The sequence below is a fragment of the Streptomyces sp. 1222.5 genome (genome assembly GCF_900105245.1).
GTDB lineage: Bacteria > Actinomycetota > Actinomycetes > Streptomycetales > Streptomycetaceae > Streptomyces > Streptomyces albidocamelliae.
On record NZ_FNSZ01000001.1, the window covers coordinates 5,893,979 to 5,915,377 of the forward strand.

Below are 21,399 nucleotides of genomic sequence, written 5' to 3' on the forward strand. Positions count from 1 at the left end.
TCCGCGGTCCGGCTAGCCCGTCTGCCCCATCCCTGCCGCGTTCGGCCAGCTCTGGGCATTGGGCCAGCCCGTCGCCGGGGCCGGAGACAGCCCCGTGGCGGGGACCGGGGTGGCGGGGGCCGTCATACCGCGCACCTGCGCCGCGGTGAGCCCGCCGCGCGCCGGGACGCCGGGCGGAGTCGGTGCCACCACGGCCGCCGGCGCCGGGACCGGTGCCTGCACCGGGACGGGCGCGGGCGCCGGCATGGCGGCGGCCGCCGGCACCGGCACCTGCTGGGGTGCCGGCGGCTGCTGCACCGGGAACTGCGCGGGCGCCGGCATCTGCGCGGGCGCCGGCATCTGCGCGGGCGCCGGCATCTGCGCGGGCACCTGCATCGGTACGGGCGCCGGGACCGGCGCGGGAGCCGGCTGGGCTGCCGCCGGCATCGGCATCCCGCCGCCGGTCGGCGACGCCGCGGCGGGGAGCGGCATGCCGGTGCCGGCGGCCGGGGCGGGACCGGCGCCGAGGGCCTGGGCAGCCAGCCCCGGCACACCGGCCCCGTTGGTCTCGTTGATCAGGCGGTCCACCGCCGCCGTACCCGAGCTGTAGCTGGTCCCGGTGCCCAGCTCGGGCACGGCGGCTCCCCTCCTGGACCCGTAGAGCACCTGTTCCAGGCCGGACACCAGGCGACGCACGTCGACCTGGGGGCGCACCACGAGTCTCAGGAAGCGGCTGGAGGAGCCGATCTTGTTGCCGCACTCGCGGACCAGGATCCGGTGCTCGGTGAGCATCCGGTCCCGGACCACCGTGCCCTCGGCCCCCACGGGGAGACGGACGAAGAGGAAGTTGCCCTGGGAGGGGTAGACGGTGAGGCCGGGGAGCGCGGAGAGCTGGCTGGCCATCTCCAGCCGGTCCCGGCGCACCTGCTGGAGGCTCTGCGCGTACTCGGAGCCGTGCTCCTTCAGCATGAACACCACGTGCTCGGCGAAGGAGTTGAGGTTCCACTTCGGCAGCATCGAGCGGATCCGGCCCGCGAGCGCCGGGTTGGCCACGAGGTAGCCGAAGCGTATGCCGTGCAGGCCGAAGTTCTTGCCGAGGCTGCGCAGGACGACGACGTTCGGGCGGAGCATGGCCTCCTGGACGACGCTCGACTCGGTCTCCGCGTCGGCGAACTCCAGGAAGGACTCGTCGATCACCACCAGGTCCAGGTCGGCCATCGCGTCCATGAACTGCACCACCTGCTGGCGGCGCAGGTAGCCGCCGTCGGGGTTGTTGGGGTTGCAGATCACGGCCACCCGCGTCTTGCGCACGCGGATGAACTCGGCGTACTGGGCGAGGTCAAGGGCGAAGTCGTTGGCCTCCTGGAGCGGGAACATGTCGACCCGCTTGCCCGTCTCCATCGGCTGGTCGGTCCAGCGGCCGAAGGTGGGGACCGGGATCGCCAGCGACTCGCGGACGAGGAGGTGGTCGATCCAGGTGATCAGCTCCGTGGAGCCGTTGCCCATCGCCACGCACTGCGGCGGCAGCTGGAGCAGGCTGCACAGCTCGGCCGTGATGGTGTCGGCGCTGCTCGGGTAGTACGTGACGATCTCGCGCAGCCGGGCCGACATCTCGTCGAACATGGCCGGGGTGGGGAAGTACGGGTTGCAGGGGATGCAGAAGTCCACCGGGCCGGTCCCGTCGCCGCCCTCCCGCGTCAGCGCCGCCATCGAAGGGCTGTGCGCGGCGGTGCCGCGGAACAACGAGGTGACGTTGCCGGACAAGGGGACCTCCGTTCGGGGTGGCCCGTGCGGGGGAGCACGGGCCACCCCTGGATACGGAGGCGGGCCGGGTGGCGTTCAACTCATGCGGCACGTGAGCCACTTCACGCCCGTGGCGCTACCTCGCCCCGAACGTGTGGATCGTCGTCGTCCGGTACCGCTGTCCCGGCCGCAGCACGGTGGAGGGGAACGACGGCTCGTTCGGCGAGTCCGGGAAGTGCTGGGTCTCCAGGGCCAGCCCGTCGCCCTGCCGGTAGGTGTGTCCGGACGGGCCGACGAGGGTGCCGTCGAGGAAGTTGCCCGAGTAGAACTGCACGCCCGGCTGGTCGGTGAGGATCCGCAGGGTGCGGCCCGACCCCGGGTCGCGCAGCGTCACCACGTGCTCGGGACGCGGGGTCACGCCCTTGTCGAGCACGAAGTTGTGGTCGTAGCCCTTGGCGGTCACCAACTGGGCGTGGCCGACGCGGATGTCGCGGCCGATCGGCTTGGTCCGGGTGAAGTCGAACGGGGTGTGCGCGACCCTCGCCAGTTCGCCGGTGGGGATCAGGCCCGCGTCGGTGGGGGTGTACCGGCCCGCCCCCAGCCACAGTTCGTGGTCGTGGATGCTGCCGCTGCCCTCGCCCGCGAGGTTGTAGTAGGTGTGGTTGGTGAGGTTGACGACCGTCGGCCGGTCGGTGACGGCGTCGTAGTCGATCCGCCAGTCGCCGTGCCGGGTCAGCGTGTAGGTGACCTTCGTCCGCAGCGTGCCGGGGTAGCCCATCTCGCCGTCGGGGCTGGTGCGGTACATGCGCAGGCCGACGTCCGGGCCCGCGGTGAACGGCTCGACGTCCCACACCTTGGTGTCGAAGCCCTCGGCGCCGCCGTGCAGGCTGTTCTCGCCGTCGTTGACGGACAGCTGGTAGGTCCTGCCGTCCAGGGTGAACCGGCCCTTGGCGATGCGGTTGCCGTACCGGCCGATGGTGGCGCCGAAGAAGGTCGTCCCGGCGACGTACGCGGCGAGGTCGTCGTAGCCGAGGGAGACGTTCGCGTACCGGCCGTGCCGGTCCGGGATCTCCAGCGACTGGACGATGCCGCCGTAGGAGAGGACCTTCAGCCGGGTGCCGCCGTTCTCCAGCGACCAGCGGTGGACCTTCGTGCCGTCCGCGAGGGTGCCGAAGAGCTCCTTCACCGGTTTCCTCCCCGAGGAGGCGTGGGCCGTACCCGCGGCGGTGGCGGCGAGGCCGGCCGCGGCGGTGCCGGCGATGACGGTGCGTCTGTTCAGTTCCATGTGCGACTCCGTTGTCTGGGCGCTTACGAACCGGACTTGCGCTTGTTCCACACGTCGAAACCGACCGCCACCAGCAGGGCGAGGCCCTTGATGACCTGCTGCCAGTCGGTGCCGACGCTGAGGAGGTTCATGCCGTTGTTCAGCACACCGAGGACGAGACCGCCGATGATGGCGCCGAGGACGGTGCCGACACCGCCGCTCATCGACGCGCCGCCGATGAACGAGGAGGCGATCGCCTCGAGCTCGTAGTTGAGACCTGCCTTCGGCGAGGCCGCGTTCAGCCGGGCGGCGACCACCAGGCCCGCGAGAGCCGCGAGCACGCCCATGTTCAGGAAGACGCAGAAGGTGACCTTCCGGTCCTTCACGCCGGACAGCTTGGCCGCCGGCAGGTTGCCGCCGATCGCGTAGATGTGGCGGCCGAAGACGGCGTTGCGCATCACGTAGCCGTAGCCGACGACCAGCGCGCCGAGGACGATCAGCACGATCGGCGCGCCCTTGTAGCTGGCCAGCAGCATCGTGACGACGAGGATCGCGGCACCGATGGCGAGGAGCTTGAGCAGGAAGATGTTCCGCGGCAGCACCTCCAGGGCGAATTCCTGCTGACGCTTCCTGTCGCGGACCTCCTGCACGACCGTGAAGACGATCAGGGCGATGCCCAGCAGCAGGGTGATGTTGTGGTAGTTGGTGTCCGGTCCGGTCTCCGGCAGGAAGCCGTTGCCCAGCTTCTCCAGGCCGGCCGGGAACGGGCCGAGGGTCTGGCCCTGAAGGAAGATCTCCGTCAGACCGCGGAAGATCAGCATCCCGGCGAGGGTGACGATGAACGAGGGTATGCCGAAGTAGGCGATCATGAAGCCCTGCACCGCGCCGGCCACCGCACCCACCAGCAGGCACAGCACCAGGGCGACCGGCCAGGCCACCCCGCGCTGCACCGTGAGGACGGCGGCGAACGCGCCGATGAACGCCGTCAGCGAGCCGACCGACAGGTCGATGTGACCCGCGATGATCACCAGCATCATGCCGATCGCGAGGATCAGGATGTGACTGTTCTGCAGCACCAGGTTGGAGACGTTGCGCGGCAGCAGCAGGTCGCCGTCGGTCCACACCGAGAACAGGACCACGATCAGACCGAGCGCGATCAGCATGCCGAACCGCCGCATGTTGTTGCGCAGGCCGTCCAGCATCAGCCGCAGCAGGCCGCCGGGGGCCTCGCCGCCGCCCTTTCCGGGCGGGGCCGGGGCCGGGGTCCTGGCAGTCACGTCCGTGCTCATCGGGTTACCTCTTTGTCCTTCGTCATCTGACGCATCAGCGATTCCTGGGATGCCTCGGCTCGCGAGAACTCGCCGGTCAGCCGTCCGGCGGCCATCGTGTAGATGCGGTCGCACATGCCGAGCAGCTCCGGCAGCTCGGAGGAGATGAAGACGACCGCCCTGCCCTCGGCGGCCAGCTTGTCGATGACCGTGTAGATCTCGAACTTGGCGCCGACGTCGATCCCGCGCGTCGGCTCGTCCAGGATCAGCACGTCCGGTTCCGCGAAGATCCACTTGCTGAGGACGACCTTCTGCTGGTTGCCGCCGGAGAGCCGGCCCACGGGCTCGAAGACGGTCGGCGCCTTGATGTTCATGGAGGCGCGGAACCGCTCGGCGACCCGCCGTTCCTCGTGCTCGTCGACCACACCGCGCCGGGCCACCCTGCGCAGCGAGGTCAGTGAGATGTTGCGGTTGATGGTGTCGATGAGGTTGAGGCCGTAGTGCTTGCGGTCCTCGGTGACGTAGGCGATGCCGTGCCCGATCGCCTCGGCGACGGTCTTCGTCCGGATCTCCTCGCCGTCCTTGAGGACCGTGCCGCCCGCGTACCGGCCGTAGGACCGCCCGAAGACGCTCATGGCGAGCTCGGTGCGGCCGGCCCCCATGAGGCCCGCGATGCCGACGATCTCGCCGCGCCGGACCGTGAGCGACACGCCGTCGACCACCTTGCGCTGCTGGTCGATCGGGTGGCGCACGGTCCAGTCACGGATCTCCAGGGCCGCGGCGGCGCCCTCCTCCGCGCGGTGCGGGGTGCGTTCGGGGAAGCGGTGGTCGAGGTCGCGGCCGACCATGCCGCTGATGATCCGGTCCTCGGTCGTGTCCGGGGCCCGCACGTCGAGTGTCTCGATGGAGCGCCCGTCACGGATGATCGTCACCGAGTCGGCGACCCGGCGGATCTCGCCCAGCTTGTGGGAGATGATGATCGAGGTGATGCCCTGCTTCTTCAGCTCCAGGATGAGATCGAGGAGTTTGCCGCTGTCCTCGTCGTTGAGGGCCGCCGTCGGCTCGTCCAGGATGAGCAGCCGCACCTTCTTCGACAGCGCCTTGGCGATCTCCACGAGCTGCTGCTTGCCCACGCCGATGTCGGCGACGCGGGTCTCCGGATGGTCGGTCAGACCGACCCGGCGCAGTAGTTCGGCGGCGTGCCCCAGCGTGTCGTTCCAGTTGATGAAGCCGCGCGTGGCGTGCTCGTTGCCGAGGAAGATGTTCTCCGCCAGGGAGAGGTAGGGCACCAGGGCCAGCTCCTGGTGGATGATGACGATGCCGCGGTGCTCGCTCGCCCGGATGTCCTTGAAGCGGCAGAGCTCTCCCTCGAAGCGGATCTCTCCCTCGTAGCTGCCGTGCGGATGGACGCCGGAGAGCACCTTCATCAGGGTGGACTTGCCGGCGCCGTTCTCGCCGCAGATGGCGTGGACCTCGCCCTGACCTACCGTCAGTGAGACGTCCGAGAGCGCTGTGACACCGGGAAAGGTCTTGACGATCGAGCGCATTTCCAGGACGGGTCCCGCCATGGTCGTGCCTTCCAATCAGAGTGGGGTCGGGCGGTCGGCGGGGACTACTTGAGCTGGGCGGCCGTGTAGTAGCCGCCCTTGACGAGGACGTCCTCGTAGTTGGTCTTGTCGACGCTCACCGGCTGGAGCAGGTAGGCGGGGACGACCTTGGAGCCGTTGTCGTACGACTTTGTGTCGTTGACCTGGGGCTTCTTGCCCTTCAGTACGTCGTCGACCATCGTCGAGGCGACCTCGGCGAGCTTGCGGAGGTCCTTGTAGACGGTCTGCGTCTGCTGGCCGCCGATGATCGACTTCACGGAGGCGAGCTCGGCGTCCTGGCCGGTGATGACCGGCAGCGGCCTGCTCCCCGAGCCGTAGCCGTCCGACTTCAGCGCGGACAGCACGCCGATCGAGATGCCGTCGTAGGGCGACAGGACGGCGTCGACCTTCTCGCTCTTGTACGAGGAGGTGAGGATGTCGTCCATGCGCCGCTGGGCGGTGGCGCCGTCCCAGCGCAGGGTGGTGACCTTGTTGAGAGCGGTCTGGCCGGACCGTACGACCAGTTGCTTCTTGTCCATGTACGGCTTCAGGACGCTCATCGCGCCGTCGAAGAAGTACCGGGTGTTGTTGTCGTCGTTGGAGCCGGCGAAGAGCTCGATGCTGAAGGGGCCCTTCTTCCCCTTGCTCAGTCCGAGCTTGTCCACGATGTACTGGCCCTGGAGCCTGCCGACCTTCTCGTTGTCGAAGGAGGCGTAGTAGTCGACGTTCCGCGAGCCGAGGATCAGGCGGTCGTAGCTGATGACCGGGATGTCGGCGTCCGCGGCCTGCTGGAGCACGCTGTTCAGGGACTTGTTGTCGATCGCCGCGATGATCAGTCCCTTGACGCCCTGCGTGATCAGGTTCTCGATCTGCGAGACCTGCTGCTCGGGGTCGTCCTCGCCGTAGACGAGTTTGGTCTTGTAGCCCTTGGCCTCCAGGTCCTTGACGACGTTCTTGCCGTCGGAGATCCAGCGCTCCGAGGACTTGGTGGGCATCGCGACGCCGATGGTGGCGCCCTCGGCGCCGCCCGACTTCTCCTTGCTGCCCCCCTCGCCGCTCTGCCCGCAGGCGGTCAGCGTCAGGGCGAGCGAGGCGGCTACGGCCGTCGTGGCGAGTGCGGCTCTGCGGTTGCGCATGGTGATCAGTCCTTGGTCGTCTCGGCGTCGGGAGGGGGGTCAGGCGGTGGTGAAGCGGTGGAGCGGGCCGGGCAGCCGGGAGCCGAGCGGCGCCATGTCGCCGTCCGCGCCGTGCCGGGCGAGCAGGTCCAGGGCGAGGCGGCCGCGCCGCACCCGCTCCCGGGCGGTGTCCAGGGTCACGTCCCGCAGATGGGTCCCCCACGGGTAGATGCCGGGGGCCTTGGACAGACCGAACTTCAGGTAGAGCGGTGCGCCGCGCCGGATCAGCTCGGCGACCTCGTACATCCGCACGTAGCCGCCGAGGTCGTCGGGGGCCTCGATGTACATGTCCATGGGGGCGCGGGACACCCGGCGGATCTCGGTGAGGTGATCCAGCGTCAGATCGCTGGGCACGTTGACCGAGTCGGCGCCGAGCCGCTCGTAGACGGCGTACGAGGCCGGGTTGACGGGGCCGATCAGCGCCGAGACCTTCAGCGTGGTGCCGGCCGGGATGATCCCCGCCGCACGGGCCCGGTGCAGGGTCCACAGCACGCCCTCGTCGGCCACCAGCAGGCAGCGGACGCCCAGTTCGGTGGCGCGGACGGCGTCCTCCAGGCAGCCGGCGACGGCGTCGTGGCCGCGGGCGCGCAGTCCGGCCCCCCGCGAGTCGGACCGCACCGAGGCGCCGATGTCCCAGGTGCCGCGCGGGCCGGTGAACAAACAGAGCTCGATGTCGCGTTCGGCGGTCGCCTCGACCATCTCGGTGATCTCGGCGTCGGTGAGCATCCACACGCCGCTGCCCTGGCTGATCCGGTGGATCGGCACGTCGAGGCGCGAGGCCTCCTTGAGCACGATCGCCAGCGCCTCGGGACCCTCGCACGAGGGGATCTCGGTGCGCCAGCGGCCGCCGCCCGGGAAGCTGTGGGCGGAGGCGTCGGCGGGATCGAGGGCGGGGGCGCCCAGGCCGAGGGCGGAGAGCACCTGCTCGCCGGGCCTGCGGGCCGCCGGGGCGGAAGCGTCGGTCACGGGCTGTCCTTCGTGTTCGGTATTTCGGACGTGGTTCGCAACTCGGGACGGAGAGGGGCCCTGCCGGCGCCGCGAAAGAAGCGGCCGTCCCGGTACGCCGGCCGGGGCGCCGTCAGGTCACGCCCCGGCCGGCGCACGGCTAGGGGCGGAGCAGCACCTTGCCCACCTTGGGGTCGCCGGCCCCGACCAACTCGATGGCCTGCGAGAACTCGGTCAGCGGCAGCTCGTGCGTGACGAGCGGCAGCGGGTCCAGCAGTCCGGCGCCGAACACCCGCACGGTGTGCGCCCAGGCGTCCGGCGGCGCCCCGAAGACGGTGTGCACCTCCAGCTGCCGTACGACGAGGTCGGTCGGGTCTAGGCCGTCCGCGCCGGGTGCCGGGATGCCGGTCAGGACGAGCCGTCCGCCCCGCCTGAGCAGGGAGGCGGCGGTGCGCGCGGCCGACGCGGACCCGGCGGTCTCGACCACCACGTCGAAGTCGCCGGGGAGTTCCTGGTCCCGGGTCCGGAAGTCCGTGGCCCCGTGACCCCGGGACAGCGCCTCACGGTCCCGTCCGGTGCCCACCACCAGTAGTTCCCCGGGCGAGACGGCCTTCAGGAACTGCACGGCGAACATCCCGAGCGTGCCGGTGCCGACCACCGCGACCCGCTCGCCCGGCCGGGCGCCGGCCTTCAGCGCCGCGGCGGCCACACAGGCGGCCGGCTCCAGCAGGGCGGCCGCGGTGAGGTCGGCGTCGTCCGCGAGGACGTGCAGCAGCCGGGCCGGCAGGGTGAGCGTCGCGGCCATGGCGCCCGGCTGGGTGAAGCCGGTCTCCTCGTAGCCGTCCGTGCACAGCGTGGTCTCGCCCGCGTGGCAGCGGTCGCAGACCTGGCAGTTCCGGAAACCCTCGCCGACGACCTTGCGGCCGACCAGCGTCACGGGGACTCCGGCGCCCACGGCCCGGACCGTGCCGGACCACTCGTGTCCGGGGGTGAGCGGGTAACGCACGTACCCCTCTGGCCGGTTGCCCTGGTACACCTCGCGGTCGCTGCCGCAGATGCCGACCGCGTGCACGGCCACCAGCGCCTCGCCCGGACCGGGCTGCCGGGGCGTGTGCTCCTCGACCCGGTGGACGCCCGGCGCCTCGACGACGACCCGCGAGCCCGGCCAACTCACTTGGTGTCCTTCGGCTTGCGCTGCTCCCAGCCCTCGGCCCACAGGTCGAACCGGGCCTGCTGCTGCGGGAACTCGGCCGCCGCGTCGACGTCCAGCTCGACGCCGAGCCCCGGTGCGTCGGACAGGTGGAAGTACCCGTCGACGACCTCCGGGGCGCCCTTGACCACCTTCTTGATCTCCGCGTCCGCGAAGTCGTTGAAGTGCTCCAGGATCTTGAAGTTGGGCGAGGTGAAGCCGACTTGGAGGGAAGCCGCGGTCAGTACGGACCCGCCCACGTTGTGCGGGGCGACCAGCATGTAGTGGGTCTCCGCGGTGGCGGCCAGCTTCCGGGTCTCCCAGATGCCGCCGAGGTGGCCGACGTCGGGCTGGATGATGTCCACGGCCTGGCTCTCGAACAGCTCGCGGAACTCGATCCGGTCGTGGATGCGCTCGCCGGTGGCGACCGGGATGTCGACCTTGGCGGCCACCTTCTCCAGCGCCTTGAGGTTCTCCGGCGGCACCGGCTCCTCCAGCCAGGCCGGCCTGAACGGGGCCATCTCCCTGGCCAGCCGGACGGCGGTGGCGGGGGAGAAGCGGCCGTGCATCTCCAGCATCAGCTCGGCCTCCGGGCCGATCGCGTCGCGTACGGCCTCGATGAGGGAGACGGCGTACAGGGTCCGGTCGTGGTCGAGCTCGAAGTGCCCGGTGCCGAACGGGTCGATCTTCAGCGCCTTGTAGCCGCGCTCGACGACCTCCTGCGCCGCCTTGTGGTAGGCCTCCGGGGTCCGCTCGGTGGTGTACCAGCCGTTGGCGTACGCCTTGACCCGGTCAGTGACCTTCCCGCCCAGCAGCTGCCAGACCGGTACGCCGAGCGCCTTGCCCTTGATGTCCCAGCAGGCCGTCTCGATCACCGCGATGCCGGACATGACGATCTCGCCGGCCCGCCCGTAGTCGCCGTACTTCATGCGGCGCACGAGGTCCTCGGCGGCGAACGGGTCCGAACCGAGGATGTGGTTGGCCTCGGCCTCCCGCAGGTAGCCGATCAGCGCGTCGGTGTGACCGAGCATCCGGGTCTCGCCGACTCCCGTGATGCCCTCGTCGGTGTGCACCTGGACGTAGGTCAGGTTGCGCCACGGCGTGCCGACCACGTGCGTGCTGATTCCGGTGATGCGCACGGCAGTTGCCTCTCAGCTGTTCGAGATTTCGTCACACGTTCGAAATGCTGGCGTGACAGTAAGGACGGCGCGGTGGGGGTGTCAATGGGTCGAACAGGTAACGGTTCCGGCACGGAGTGCGGGAGTTCGTCCGCTCCCCTACGAAACCTTCACAGAGCTGACTGGGAACTCGACCCATGCGGACTCTAGTCTTCCCGCGTCATGGACTTCTGCCACCCGTGCCAACGGCACCTCAACGGCGCCCTGGCCTGCCCGGGGTGCGGCGCACCGGCCGAGCGGCTCGCCGTGCCCGCCCACGCCCCGGCCGGCCACGCCCACACGGGCGCGGGTGAGCCGTACGGTGCTCCCACCCCTGCGATGGGCCACGCAATGGCCCAGGACCACGGGACCACGCACGGGTACGACGGCGCGCAGGAGTACGGCAGCACCATGGGGTACGACGGCACGCCCGGGTACGGGCCGGGCGGCGCCGCGGAGCCGGCGGAGCCGGAGGCTCCCGAGGAGCCGGACGCGCCGGAAGCGCCGGAGTCCCCGGACGAGCCCCGGGCCGGCGGCCGGGCCGCCCGGCGCAGACAGCGCGGCGCCGCCACCGTGAGCCCCGCGGAGGCTGACTCCAGCCGACGTGACCGCAAGGCCGCGGCGCACCGGCGCAGACGGCGCCGGACCCTGCTGATAGCCGCCGGCTTCGTCCTGGCCGCGGGCGGACTCAGCCTCGCCGAACTGGGCACGGACGCGCCCTTCTCGCCGTTCGCCGAGGACCCGCCGGCCGCGGCCCGGGGCACCACGGTCGACGGCGGCTCGCCCTCCGCCGCGCCGGCGCGCACGGCCCGGCCGCTCGACGACGGCTCCGGCGCCACCCCCGGCGCCTCCGTCTCCGCCTCCGCGAGTGCCTCGGCCTCCGCGTCCGCCTCGAAGTCCCCGAAGGAGAAGGACTCCGCGTCCCCGTCCGCCGAGGACACCGGCGCCGCACAGCAGCAGGCCACGACGGGTGCCGGCGCCACCGCGGGCGGCCCCGCCGCGCCGGCCACGACCCCGCCCGCAGCCACCCCGACGGCCGCACCGACGACCTCCCGCCCCACCCCGCGGCCGTCGCCCACCAAGACCTGCAACCGTTTCCTGTGGTGGTGCACCTGAGCCGCCCCGGGCGGGCCGCGCACCACCTTCCCGTCCCGTCCCCGACGGCCCCGCGTCCGGCTGACGGTTGAGTCGTACGGGCACCTCTCGCCGTACCGATCCAGGAAACGCCCTGATCCGGACGGCGTTGTGCCGAGGGGGAGCGGCGAGCACGGCTCAGTTGAGGAGAGCGGATGACGCAGGAGACCACTGTCCACGGCACCGTAGCCGAGGGTTTCGAGGCGGTGCGCGAGGAGTTCGCCGCCTTCGTCGCCGGGGAACGGGACGACTACGAGGGCCAGTTGTGCGCCTACCTCCACGGGCGCCCCGTGGTGGACCTGTGGACGGGAGAGGGCACGGCGGGCGACTCGCTCTACGGTGTCTACTCGGCCACGAAGGGCGCGGCCCACCTGGTCACGGCGCTGCTCGTGCAGGACGGCACGCTGGAACTGGACCGCAAGGTCACCTACTACTGGCCCGAGTTCGCCGCCGAGGGCAAGGGCGCGCTGACCCTGCGGGACCTGCTCGCGCACCGCGCCGGACTGATCGGCACCGACACCGGGTTCACCCCCGCCGAACTGGCCGACGACCGGGTGATCGCCGAGCGCCTCGCCGACCAGCGGCCGTTCTGGCGGCCGGGCACGGCCTTCGGCTGCCACGCCCTGGTGATCGGCGCGCTCACCGGAGAGGTCGTCCGGCGGGCGACGGGCCGTACCGTCCAGGAGCTGTACGAGGAGCGGATCCGCGCCCCCTACGGCCTGGATCTGCACCTCGGCCTGCCCGCCGCGCGCGAGCCGCGCTTCCGTTCCGTCCGGCCGATGCTGCCGACCCCGGCGCAGCAGGCCCTCCTCGACGGGCTGCCGGCCGGTCCGCACACCCTCGCCGCGATCGCCTTCAACCGGCACGGCACCCAGCCGACCGATCTGGAGGGCCTGGCGAACGAGCGGCTGATCCGCGCCAAGGGCCCGGCCTCGGTGGGCGGGGTCGGCTCGGCGCGGGGTCTCGCGGGGATGTACGCGGCGGCGATCAGCGAGGTCGACGGCAAGGCCCCGCTGCTGAAGGAGGACACGGTCGCGGAGTTCGGGCAGATCCACTCCGTCGGCCACGACCTGGTGGCCCGTACGCACCAATCGTTCGGCCTGGGCTTCCAGGCGACCGCCGACACCTGGCACTCCTTCCTCGGCGCCGGCACGATCGGCCACAGCGGCGCGAACGGCGTCCAGTCCTTCGCCGACCCGCGCAGCGGCATCGCCTACGGCTACACCCGGCGCCGGTTCGCCTTCCCGGGCGGCGCGGCCCCGGAGAACGACCGCCTGGTGGCGGCGGTGCACCGGGCCGCCCTGGCCGCGCGCTAGCGGGCGGCGGGGATTCCGGGCGGGAACAGACCACGGAAGAGGCCGCACCCCACGTCCAGGGATGCGGCCTCCGGTGTCTGCAACGACGGCCGTCAGGCCAGCGTCACGCTGATGTTCCCCCGCGTCGCCTTCGAGTACGGGCACACCTGGTGCGCCTTCTCGACCAGGTCCCGGGCGGCCTCCGCGGAGACACCCGGGATCTCGGCCGAGATCTCCACGATGATGCCGAACCCCTCGTCGTTCTTGCCGATGCCGACCTTCGCGGTGACGGTCGAGCCGGAGACGTCGGCGCCCTCCTGCCGGGCGACCACGGCGAGGGCGCCCTGGAAGCAGGCGCTGTAGCCGGCGGCGAACAGCTGCTCCGGGTTGGTGCCGGCGCCGCTGCCGCCCATCTCCTCGGGCGGGTTCACGACGACGTCGAGCTTGCCGTCGTCGGTGGCGACACGGCCGTCCCGGCCGTTCTCGGCGGTGGCGACAGCCGTGTACAGGACGTCGGACTGCTGAATGGGCATGCGGTTGTCTTCCTCCTCGGTCCGCCGCGACTCGCGCCCACGATCGGCGACGGATTTCGGAAAAAAGTTACCGCATTCCGGAAAGTCAAGCCAGAGGGTCAGAGCTTGACGATCATCTTGCCGGTGTTGTCGCCGCGCAGGACGCCGAGGAACGCCTCCAGGTTGTTCTCGATGCCCTCGACGACCGTCTCGCGGTACTTCAGCGCGCCCGAGGCGACCCAGGGGCCGACCTCCTGGACGAACTGCTGCTGGAGGTCGTAGTGGTCGCCGACCAGGAAGCCCTCGATGCGGCCGCGGGTCTGGATCAGGCGGGCGAGGTTCCTCGGGCCGGGGGCGGGCTCGGTGTTGTTGTAGACCGAGATCATGCCGCAGACCGCGATCCGGCCGCCCTGGTTGAGGGAGCCGATGGCCGCCTCCAGGTGGTCGCCGCCGACGTTGTCGAAGTAGACGTCGATGCCGTCGGGCGCGGCCTCGCGCAGCTGCTCGGCCACCGGGCCGTTCTTGTAGTTGAAGGCGGCGTCGAAGCCGTACTCCTCCACCAGCAGCTTGACCTTCTCGTCGGAGCCGGCCGAGCCGATGACCCGGGAGGCGCCCTTGAGCTTGGCGATCTGCCCGACCTGGCTGCCCACGGCCCCCGCGGCGCCGGAGACGAACACCACGTCGCCCTCCTTGAAGGAGGCGGTGCGCAGCAGTCCGGCGTACGCGGTCAGGCCGGTCATGCCGAGCACGCCGAGGTACGTCGACAGCGGCGCGGCCGAGGCGTCGACCTTGACGGCGTGCTGCGCGTCCAGGGCCGCGTACTCGCGCCAGCCGAAGAAGTGCAGGACGTGGTCGCCGACGGAGAGGCCCTCGGCGTTCGAGGCGACGACCTCGCCCACCGCGCCGCCCTGCATGGCCTTGCCCAGCTCGTAGGGCGCGGCGTACGACTTCGCGGCCGACATCCGGCCCCGCATGTACGGGTCGACGGAGACGTACGTGTTCCGCACCAGCACCTGGCCCTCGCCCGGGGTCGGGACGGGCGCCTCGACGAGGGCGAAGTCCTCGGGCTTCGGCCAGCCGACCGGGCGGCTGAGCAGGTGCCACTCGCGGCTTACGGCGGGAAGTGCGGGGGACTCGGACATGGTGCGTGACCTTCCTGGGACGGCACAGACGTTTCAGAACCTGAAACAACCCTGCACCTGAATATTTCATGATGTCAAGTAACCGGGTATCCTGGTGAGCATGTCCACCCCATCGAAGACCCACCGTGTCGACGCCCTCACCATGGAGGTCGTCGAGCTGATCGGTGACGTCGTCGCCCGCTTCTACACGGACTACGAGGAGGCGGCCGGCGAGCACACGCTGACCGGCCCGCAGGCCCGGCTCCTCAGCCTGCTCTCCGTGGAGCCGCTGCCCATGCGCAAGCTCGCCCACAAGCTCAAGTGCGAGCCGTCGAACGTGACCGGGATCGTGGACCGCCTGGAGACGCGCGGCCTGGTGGAGCGCCGCCCCGACCCGGCCGACCGCCGGGTGAAGCTGGCCGTGGCCACCGACGAGGGTCTGCGGGTCGCCCGCGAACTGCGCGAGGGCCTGCGCTTCGCCCGCGAGCCCCTGGCCGGCCTCTCCGCCGACGAACGCCGCTCGCTGCGCGACCTCCTGCGCCGCATGCTGGACGCCTGACCGGCCCCTCCCGGTGTCCGAGTCCTTCGGTAAGGTCTTCGGCATGCGCGATCTCGGGGCGGGGTTCGGTTACTTGGTGAAGGGCCAGCGGTGGGTGGCCCGGCACGGGCGCAGCTACGGCTTCGGCCTGCTGCCCGGTCTGATCACGCTCGTGCTCTACGCGGGGGCGCTGGTGGCGCTCGCCGTGTGGGGCGAGGACGGCGTCGTCTGGGCGACCCCGTTCGCCGACGACTGGTCCAGCCCCTGGCAGGGCCTGTTCCGCGGCTTCCTCACGGCCGTCCTGTTCGCGCTCGGACTGCTGCTGGCCGTGCTCACCTTCACCGCCGTCACCCTGCTGGTCGGCCAGCCCTTCTACGAGAACCTGTCGGAGCAGGTCGACGCCGACGTCTCGCCCGACGGCACCGCCCCGCGCTCCGACCTCCCGCTCTGGCGCGAACTGTGGATCTCCGGCCGCGACAGCCTGCGCGTCCTCGTCCGGGCCCTGGTGTGGGGCGTGCTGCTCTTCGCCCTCGGCTTCCTGCCGTTCGTCGGCCAGACCGCCGTACCGGTGCTCGGCTTCTTCGTCACCGGCTTCTTCCTCACCGAGGAACTGGCCGCCGTAGCCCTGCAGCGCCGGGGTGTCGAACTGCGCTCCCGGCTCGCCCTGCTCCGCTCCCGCAAGACCCTGGTCTGGGGCTTCGGCACCCCCCTGGGTCTCGCCTTCCTGGTCCCGTTCGTCGCGGTGTTCCTGATGCCGGGCGCGGTGGCGGGCGCCACCCTCCTCGCCCGCGACCTGCTGGGCGAGGAGAACGCCGATGACGACTCCGGAGCCCGGGACGGCCGGCCCGACGCGGAGGGCGTCAGCCGGTGACCCGGTTGCTCAGCCCCGTGTCCGCTCCGTCGCACCGAGCGCCACGGCCACGATCGACCGCACCTGGCCGATGATGTCGAGCCGGTTGCGCACGAACTCCGGGTCGGTGACCGTGCCGGTCGCCGGATCGGTGTTGCCGGCGCCGAACTGCAGCACCGGTGTGTGCACATGGCCGCCGGGCAGGGTGTCGTGCAGACCGAGGCGGTCCCGCAGCAGCGTGGCCCGGTAGGCGATCTCGTTGGAGAGGTAGTCGCCGCCGCCCCCGGCCCGGGCCGTGGAGCCGGCGGTCGGCCCGTCGGGCCGTACGACCGCGGCGGTGCCTCCGGCCGGGATCTCCGTCACCTCCGTGTGGTCGTACACCGGGAAGCGGCCCGTGCGCGCGGCGACCACGGCGGCGTACGGCAGGGTCGTGCTCGTCCACTGCGGCTGCGAGGCCGGATCGGCGACCGGCACGGTCTCCGTGCGCGAGACGTCGTCGTTGTCCGGGAACCCGCCCCGCCACGCGCCGTTGGTGCGCTCGACGTCGAACCGGCCGGCCCTGCCCTGGCTGACGGTGGTGAACAGATCCACCCGCGGCAGATACGGCCGCAGCGTCCGCTCCACCGTGCCGGCCGCGAAGTCCGCCCAGCGCACGGGGAACACGGCCGTCTCGACGCGCGCCGGGCCCTCGGGCGTCTCGATCACCGTGCCGTCCAGCGCGAGCGCGGTGGCCCCGGACGGGTTGGAGATCCGGATGTCCCGGTCCAGGGTGAACGGGTCGAACCCGGTGAGCAGCACCCGCCGCAGATGCCCCTTCGCCGGGTAGCGGATGCCGTCCTGGCCGCGCGAGCCGCGCTCCAGCCGGTCCAGCAGGGCCGCCCGGTCCCGGTCGGTGAGCCCGAATCCCGGCTCCCAGGTGCGCACGGCACGCGTCAGCTCCAGCCTCGCCCAGTACAGCGGCCGGTCGTCGTCCCGGCTGAGGTCGCCGCCCGCCGGGCCCCGGCCCTGCGCCCGGTCCACGGCCCGCCGCCACAGCGCGGCGCCCTCCCGTGCGACGAGGCTCCGGGCCTCGGCGTAGGAGTGCGCGCGCTCAAGCTCCCGGCCGAACCGCGGGGCCACGTCGCCGAACCCCGAGCGGCGCAGGATCTCCCGCGGCACGGCGCGGTCGAGCCGCTGCTCCTCCGTCGTGGGGGAGGGGGCCGCGGGCGCCGGGGCGGACGATGCCGTGGCGGTGGGTCCGGACAGGCCGCACAGCCCGGTCAGCAGGGCCAGTCCGAGCAGACCGAGGCGAACGCGTCGGGTTGTCACGGGAGTTCGGGTCCTTCCGTCGCTGCACGCCGCGTGGTGCGGTGGACTGCGGCAGTATCGCGTGACGGAAGTGACCGGCGCCACGGGGCGGTTCACGCCACGGGGCGCATACGGTTCGGTACGGCGGCGGCCTGCGGCCGCTCAGTCCACCGGCTCGCCCAGCAGGTGCAGGAAGTCGCGGAAGGCGCCCGGCATGTCGACGGACTCCGGGTCCAGCAGCCACTGGTACTGCAGACCGTCCATCACCGCCACCAGGAGCGGCGCGGTGCGCTCGGGGGTGAGGCCGCTCGGCAGCCGGTCGCCGTACTCCGCGCGCAGCACGGCCGTCATGCTCGCGCGGACCCCCGCGTAGCGCTCCGTGAAGTACGCCCGCGCCGGATGCCCCTCCGTCACGCTCTCGCCGAGCAGCGCCGAGAAGGTCTGGACGATCGCCGGGCGCATCGCGTTGTACTCGACTAGCGAGACCAGCAGGTCCATCCGCCACCGGGTGTCGGGCACCGCGTCCCACCGGTCCCGCTCCTGGAGCACGGCCACCAGCAGGGCGTCCTTGGTGGGGAAGTGGTGCAGCAGCCCTTGCTGGGTCAGCCCCACCCGCTCGGCCACCGCGCTCAGGCTCGCCCCGCGGTAGCCGCGCTCGGCGATCACCTCCAGGGCCGCCCCGACGATCTCCGCACGCCGCTCCTCGCTCCTGACCCTCGCGTTCATGACGTCACCGTACGACATCCCCCCGAACTGAAAGTAACGGGAAGATGACAAAACCTACCTCTCTACAGGTACCGGATGCAGGATGAGAGGCACCCGACGGACTCAGCGAGGAGGCACCGCCGTGACGGAGACGGACGAGCGGCGAGCGGACCAGGCCCGGGAGACGGTCGTGGAGGCGGCGCTGCGGCGGCTCGACCTCGACACCAAGACCCGGCTGCTGGCCGGCCAGGACATGTGGACCCTGCCCGCCGTGCCCGGGATCGGCCTGGAGTCCCTGGTCATGTCGGACGGCCCGATCGGGGTCCGGGGGGTGCGCTGGACGGCCGACGACCCCTCCGTCGCGCTGCCCTCGCCGACCGCGCTCGCCGCCTCCTGGGATCCGGAACTCGCCCGCCGGGCCGGCGTGCTGCTCGCCCAGGAGGCCCGCCGCAAGGGCGTCCACGTGCTGCTCGCGCCCACGGTCAACCTGCACCGCTCCCCGCTCGGCGGCCGGCACTTCGAGTGCTACAGCGAGGACCCGTACCTGACCGGCCGGATCGGCACCGGCTACGTCACCGGCGTCCAGTCCGGCGGCGTCGGCACCACGGTCAAGCACTTCGTCGGCAACGACGCCGAGACGGACCGCTTCACCGTGAACAACCTGATCCCCGAACGGGTCCTGCGCGAGCTGTACCTGGCCCCCTTCGAGGCCATCGTGGAGAACGCCCGCCCCTGGGGCGTCATGACCGCCTACAACTCGGTCAACGGCACCACGATGACCGAACACCGCCACCTGGTCGGTGACGTCCTGCGCGGCGAATGGGGCTTCGACGGCTGCAACGTCTCCGACTGGACGGCCGCCCGCGACACGGTCGGCGCCATCGAGGGCGGCCTGGACGTCGCCATGCCCGGCCCCGGGACCGTCTACGGCGAGGCCCTCGCCCGGGCCGTACGAGGCGGCAGGGTCGCCGAGGCCACCGTCGACGCGGCCGTCCGCCGGGTGCTGCGCCTCGCCGCCCGCGTGGGCATCCTGCGGGGCGCCGAACCGGTCGTCACCGAGCCGCCCGCGCCGGTCTACGGCGAGGCCCTGGCCCGCGAGATCGCCCGCCGCTCCTTCGTCCTCGTCCGCAACGAGCGCGGCGCGCTCCCGCTGAGGGCGGGCACGGTGGCCCTGATCGGCGCCGCCGCCCGCGACGCCCGCATCCTCGGCGGCGGCTCCGCCACCGTCTTCCCGGCCCGCGTCGTCTCCCCGCTCGACGGCCTCACCGCCGCCCTCCCCGAGGGCACCCTCGGCTACGCCGTCGGAGCCGACCCCGCCACCGAACTCGCCGTGGCCGAACGCGGCTTCGCCCTGCGCGCCGTCTGCCGGGACACAGGCGGCACCGTCATCGGCACCCGCTCCGCACCCGGCGGCCTGATCCAGTGGATGGGCTCCGACCTCCCCGACGGCGTCACCCACGACCGCCTCCACAGCATCGAGCTGACCGGCACCTTCACCCCGCGCGAGTCAGGGCCGCACACCTTCGGCATCAAGGGCGTCGGCGGTTTCACCCTCGCCGTGGACGGCACCACGTACTACGACGACGTCCAGCGCCCCGACAAGGACGCGCCCTTCGAGGCACTCTTCGGCGCACCCGTGCCGCGCGCCCAGGTGGAACTCACCGCGGGCGAACCGGTCGACGTCTCCCTCACCCATGTCGTCCGGCTGCCCGACGGCCTCCCCATGAAGGTCGTCACCTTCGCGTTCGCCCACGCCGAGCCGCAGCGCGACCCCGACGAGCTGATCGCCGAGGCCGTCGAGGCCGCCCGCGACGCCGACACGGCCGTGGTCGTGGTCGCCACCACCGACCGCGTGGAGTCCGAGGGCTTCGACCGCACCGACCTGCGGCTGCCCGGCCGCCAGGACGACCTGGTCCGCGCCGTCGCCGCCGCCAACCCGAACACCGTCGTCGTCGTGAACTCCGGCTCCCCGGTGGAACTGCCCTGGCGCGACGAGGTCGCCGCCGTCCTGCTCGGCTGGTTCCCCGGCCAGGAGGGCGGCGCCGCCCTCGCGGACGTCCTCACCGGCGCCCACGAGCCCGGCGGCCGGCTCCCGACCACCTGGGGCGCCCTCGCCGACGCCCCGGTCACCCAGGTCGTCCCGGCCGACGGCGAACTGCCGTACACCGAAGGACTCCTCATCGGCCACCGCGCCTGGGAGAAGGCGGGCCGCACCCCGGTGTACCCCTTCGGTCACGGCCTCGGCTACACCGACTGGACCTACGAGTCCCTCGACGTCGAGGGCACCACGGCCCGCGTCCGCGTCCGCAACACCGGCGAGCGGCCCGGCCGGGAGGTCGTCCAGATCTACCTGTCCCCGGCCGAGCCCGACGCCGGGCGTCCGGCCCGCTGGCTGGCCGGCTTCGCCGCCGCCGAGGCCGGCCCCGGTGAGAGTGTCGAAGTGACCGTGGAACTTCCGCGCCGTACCTTCGAGGTCTGGGACGACACGGCGAAGTCGTGGGCGTTTGTGAAGGGTTCGTACGAGATCGCCGTCGGACGGTCCGCCGGCGACCACAGGCTCTCCGCGCCGATTAACGTCTGATCCGGGACAAGTCCCCCACGAGCAGCCCCGGTCCGGGACCTGACCCCCGGACCGGGGCTCGTCGCTTTCGCGGACGGCGCCTCAGCGCGCCGAGAAGCCGTACACCGTCTCCGAGTGGAAGACCTCGCCCGGCCGCAGCACGGTGCTCGGGAAGTCCGGGCGGTTCGGGGAGTCGGGGAAGTGCTGGGTCTCCAGGGCGATGCCGTCGCCCGGCGCGAACGGGTCCGACAGATGGTCGCCCGTGTAGAGCTGGAGGCCCGGCTCGGTCGTCGCCACCGTCAGGGTCCGCCCCGAGGCCGGGTCGTGCAGCTCGGCGACCTCCCGCGGTGCCCGGGTGACCCCCTTGTCCAGGACGAAGTTGTGGTCGTAGCCCGTGCCGACCTTGCGCGCCTCGCGGAAGTCGAAGCGCGAACCGGCCACGTCCTGCGACGGCCCCGCCGGGATCAGGTCCGTGTCGACCGGGGTGTACCGGGAAGCGGCGAGCCGCAGCTGATGGTCGCCCGCGTGGCCCGTGTAGTGGCCCGCCAGGTTGAAGTAGCTGTGGTTGGTCGGATTGACCACCGTCGGCGCGTCCGTCGCCGCCTCGTAGACGATGTGCAGCGCACCGGACGCGTCGAGGCTGTACGTCGCCGACATCTCCAGGCGCCCCGGGAAACCCTCCTCGCCGTGCGCGCTCACCCGGCTCAGCCGCACCCCGTCCGCCACCGGCTCCGCGTCCCACACCCGCTTGTCGAAGCCGTGGCTCCCGCCGTGCAGGGAGTTCGGGCCGTCGTTCGCCTCCAGCGTGTAGGCCCGGCCGTCCAGCTCGAAGCGGGCGCCCGCGATCCGGTTGGCGTACCGGCCGACCAGGGCCCCGAGGAACGGCTCCGGATGCCCGACGTAGCCGTCCAGGCCGGCGAACCCCAGCACCACGTTCACCGTGTGCCCCGCCCGGTCGGGGATCTCGACCGACCGCACGATCCCGCCGTAGGTCAGGACCTCCACACGTGTCCCGGCGCGCTCCAGGGTCCAGCGGTGCACCTCGGTGCCGTCGGAAAGTGTGCCGAAAAGTTCGCTCATGTGGAAAACAG

Annotated in this window: 18 protein-coding genes; 5 read left to right on the forward strand and 13 right to left on the reverse strand. The window is 71.9% G+C overall.

Annotated features, from left to right (window positions below):
* Positions 1 to 12: 12 nt before the first annotated feature.
* The 8 genes from BLW57_RS26525 to BLW57_RS26560 all read right to left on the reverse strand — a co-directional run bounded on the left by BLW57_RS26525 (position 13) and on the right by BLW57_RS26560 (position 10,288).
* Positions 13 to 1,743: a pyridoxal phosphate-dependent aminotransferase gene (locus BLW57_RS26525; RefSeq protein ID WP_093477920.1), complete on the reverse strand. Its 1,731-nt coding sequence runs from the start codon at positions 1,741 to 1,743 to the stop codon at positions 13 to 15.
* 115 nt (positions 1,744 to 1,858) lie between these two features.
* Positions 1,859 to 3,007 carry an aldose epimerase family protein gene (locus BLW57_RS26530; RefSeq protein ID WP_093477921.1) on the reverse strand — a complete coding sequence of 383 codons (1,149 nt, stop codon included), beginning with the start codon at positions 3,005 to 3,007 and terminating at the stop codon, positions 1,859 to 1,861.
* A 23-nt stretch (positions 3,008 to 3,030) separates the two neighbouring features.
* On the reverse strand, positions 3,031 to 4,275 hold the full coding sequence (gene mmsB, locus BLW57_RS26535) for a multiple monosaccharide ABC transporter permease (protein ID WP_093477923.1): 1,245 nt from the start codon (positions 4,273 to 4,275) through the stop codon (positions 3,031 to 3,033).
* Positions 4,272 to 5,822, reverse strand: a complete 1,551-nt coding sequence (gene mmsA / locus BLW57_RS26540) for a multiple monosaccharide ABC transporter ATP-binding protein (protein ID WP_093477924.1) — start codon at positions 5,820 to 5,822, stop codon at positions 4,272 to 4,274. The genes mmsB and mmsA overlap by 4 nt, the downstream gene beginning before the upstream one ends.
* A 44-nt stretch (positions 5,823 to 5,866) precedes the next feature.
* On the reverse strand, positions 5,867 to 6,976 hold the full coding sequence (chvE, locus tag BLW57_RS26545; RefSeq protein WP_093477926.1) for a multiple monosaccharide ABC transporter substrate-binding protein: 1,110 nt from the start codon (positions 6,974 to 6,976) through the stop codon (positions 5,867 to 5,869).
* Positions 6,977 to 7,015: 39 nt separating this feature from the next.
* Complete coding sequence (locus BLW57_RS26550; protein WP_093477927.1) at positions 7,016 to 7,981, reverse strand: hypothetical protein; 966 nt, start codon at positions 7,979 to 7,981, stop codon at positions 7,016 to 7,018.
* A 139-nt stretch (positions 7,982 to 8,120) separates the two neighbouring features.
* On the reverse strand, positions 8,121 to 9,134 hold the full coding sequence (locus tag BLW57_RS26555; protein WP_093477929.1) for a zinc-dependent alcohol dehydrogenase: 1,014 nt from the start codon (positions 9,132 to 9,134) through the stop codon (positions 8,121 to 8,123).
* Entirely contained in the window at positions 9,131 to 10,288 is a 1,158-nt protein-coding gene (locus BLW57_RS26560) for a mandelate racemase/muconate lactonizing enzyme family protein (protein WP_093477930.1), read from the reverse strand. Before BLW57_RS26560 ends, BLW57_RS26555 begins: the two co-directional genes overlap by 4 nt.
* Before the next feature lie 201 nt (positions 10,289 to 10,489).
* Between BLW57_RS26560 and BLW57_RS26565 the strand changes: the two genes are divergently transcribed.
* Entirely contained in the window at positions 10,490 to 11,422 is a 933-nt protein-coding gene (locus BLW57_RS26565) for an SCO2400 family protein (protein ID WP_093477932.1), read from the forward strand.
* Between the two features lie 173 nt (positions 11,423 to 11,595).
* Positions 11,596 to 12,756, forward strand: a complete 1,161-nt coding sequence (locus BLW57_RS26570) for a serine hydrolase domain-containing protein (RefSeq protein ID WP_093477933.1) — start codon at positions 11,596 to 11,598, stop codon at positions 12,754 to 12,756.
* Between the two features lie 92 nt (positions 12,757 to 12,848).
* Here BLW57_RS26570 and BLW57_RS26575 read toward each other — a convergent pair whose 3' ends face one another.
* Together BLW57_RS26575 and BLW57_RS26580 are read right to left on the reverse strand one after the other, a co-directional pair.
* Positions 12,849 to 13,268, reverse strand: coding sequence for an organic hydroperoxide resistance protein (locus BLW57_RS26575; RefSeq protein WP_093477935.1), 420 nt, complete (start codon positions 13,266 to 13,268; stop codon positions 12,849 to 12,851).
* Between the two features lie 98 nt (positions 13,269 to 13,366).
* On the reverse strand, positions 13,367 to 14,389 hold the full coding sequence (locus BLW57_RS26580; RefSeq protein WP_093477936.1) for an NADP-dependent oxidoreductase: 1,023 nt from the start codon (positions 14,387 to 14,389) through the stop codon (positions 13,367 to 13,369).
* A gap of 100 nt (positions 14,390 to 14,489) precedes the next feature.
* On the opposite strand from BLW57_RS26580, the gene BLW57_RS26585 reads away from it, so the two are divergent.
* Together BLW57_RS26585 and BLW57_RS26590 are read left to right on the forward strand one after the other, a co-directional pair.
* On the forward strand, positions 14,490 to 14,927 hold the full coding sequence (locus tag BLW57_RS26585; RefSeq protein WP_093477938.1) for a MarR family winged helix-turn-helix transcriptional regulator: 438 nt from the start codon (positions 14,490 to 14,492) through the stop codon (positions 14,925 to 14,927).
* Between the two features lie 43 nt (positions 14,928 to 14,970).
* Positions 14,971 to 15,777 (forward strand): EI24 domain-containing protein, encoded by an 807-nt coding sequence (locus tag BLW57_RS26590; RefSeq protein ID WP_093480896.1) that lies wholly within the window; start codon positions 14,971 to 14,973, stop codon positions 15,775 to 15,777.
* 9 nt (positions 15,778 to 15,786) lie between these two features.
* On the opposite strand, the gene BLW57_RS26595 is transcribed toward BLW57_RS26590, so the two are convergent.
* Together BLW57_RS26595 and BLW57_RS26600 are read right to left on the reverse strand one after the other, a co-directional pair.
* Positions 15,787 to 17,064 carry a pyroglutamyl-peptidase I gene (locus tag BLW57_RS26595; RefSeq protein ID WP_176985727.1) on the reverse strand — a complete coding sequence of 426 codons (1,278 nt, stop codon included), beginning with the start codon at positions 17,062 to 17,064 and terminating at the stop codon, positions 15,787 to 15,789.
* Positions 17,065 to 17,205: 141 nt separating this feature from the next.
* On the reverse strand, positions 17,206 to 17,787 hold the full coding sequence (locus BLW57_RS26600; protein ID WP_093477939.1) for a TetR/AcrR family transcriptional regulator: 582 nt from the start codon (positions 17,785 to 17,787) through the stop codon (positions 17,206 to 17,208).
* 64 nt (positions 17,788 to 17,851) lie between these two features.
* Between BLW57_RS26600 and BLW57_RS26605 the strand changes: the two genes are divergently transcribed.
* The gene (locus BLW57_RS26605; RefSeq protein WP_093477940.1) at positions 17,852 to 20,329 is read left to right on the forward strand and encodes a glycoside hydrolase family 3 protein; all 2,478 of its coding nucleotides are present in this window, start codon (positions 17,852 to 17,854) and stop codon (positions 20,327 to 20,329) included.
* Between the two features lie 81 nt (positions 20,330 to 20,410).
* Here the strand turns inward: BLW57_RS26605 and BLW57_RS26610 are convergent, their stop codons facing one another.
* Positions 20,411 to 21,388, reverse strand: coding sequence for an aldose epimerase family protein (locus BLW57_RS26610; RefSeq protein WP_093477942.1), 978 nt, complete (start codon positions 21,386 to 21,388; stop codon positions 20,411 to 20,413).
* Positions 21,389 to 21,399 lie beyond the last annotated feature (11 nt).

What these genes read in the sequence shown, in the direction of transcription:
- BLW57_RS26530 (WP_093477921.1), bottom strand. Translation starts at nt 3,007, where the DNA reads ATGGAACTGAACAGACGCACCGTCATCGCCGGCACCGCCGCGGCCGGC.
- mmsB (WP_093477923.1), bottom strand. Translation starts at nt 4,275, where the DNA reads ATGAGCACGGACGTGACTGCCAGGACCCCGGCCCCGGCCCCGCCCGGA.
- mmsA (WP_093477924.1), bottom strand. Translation starts at nt 5,822, where the DNA reads ATGGCGGGACCCGTCCTGGAAATGCGCTCGATCGTCAAGACCTTTCCC.
- chvE (WP_093477926.1), bottom strand. Translation starts at nt 6,976, where the DNA reads ATGCGCAACCGCAGAGCCGCACTCGCCACGACGGCCGTAGCCGCCTCG.
- BLW57_RS26565 (WP_093477932.1), top strand. Translation starts at nt 10,490, where the DNA reads ATGGACTTCTGCCACCCGTGCCAACGGCACCTCAACGGCGCCCTGGCC.
- BLW57_RS26570 (WP_093477933.1), top strand. Translation starts at nt 11,596, where the DNA reads ATGACGCAGGAGACCACTGTCCACGGCACCGTAGCCGAGGGTTTCGAG.
- BLW57_RS26575 (WP_093477935.1), bottom strand. Translation starts at nt 13,268, where the DNA reads ATGCCCATTCAGCAGTCCGACGTCCTGTACACGGCTGTCGCCACCGCC.
- BLW57_RS26580 (WP_093477936.1), bottom strand. Translation starts at nt 14,389, where the DNA reads ATGTCCGAGTCCCCCGCACTTCCCGCCGTAAGCCGCGAGTGGCACCTG.
- BLW57_RS26585 (WP_093477938.1), top strand. Translation starts at nt 14,490, where the DNA reads ATGTCCACCCCATCGAAGACCCACCGTGTCGACGCCCTCACCATGGAG.
- BLW57_RS26590 (WP_093480896.1), top strand. Translation starts at nt 14,971, where the DNA reads ATGCGCGATCTCGGGGCGGGGTTCGGTTACTTGGTGAAGGGCCAGCGG.
- BLW57_RS26600 (WP_093477939.1), bottom strand. Translation starts at nt 17,787, where the DNA reads ATGTCGTACGGTGACGTCATGAACGCGAGGGTCAGGAGCGAGGAGCGG.
- BLW57_RS26605 (WP_093477940.1), top strand. Translation starts at nt 17,852, where the DNA reads ATGAGAGGCACCCGACGGACTCAGCGAGGAGGCACCGCCGTGACGGAG.
- BLW57_RS26610 (WP_093477942.1), bottom strand. Translation starts at nt 21,388, where the DNA reads ATGAGCGAACTTTTCGGCACACTTTCCGACGGCACCGAGGTGCACCGC.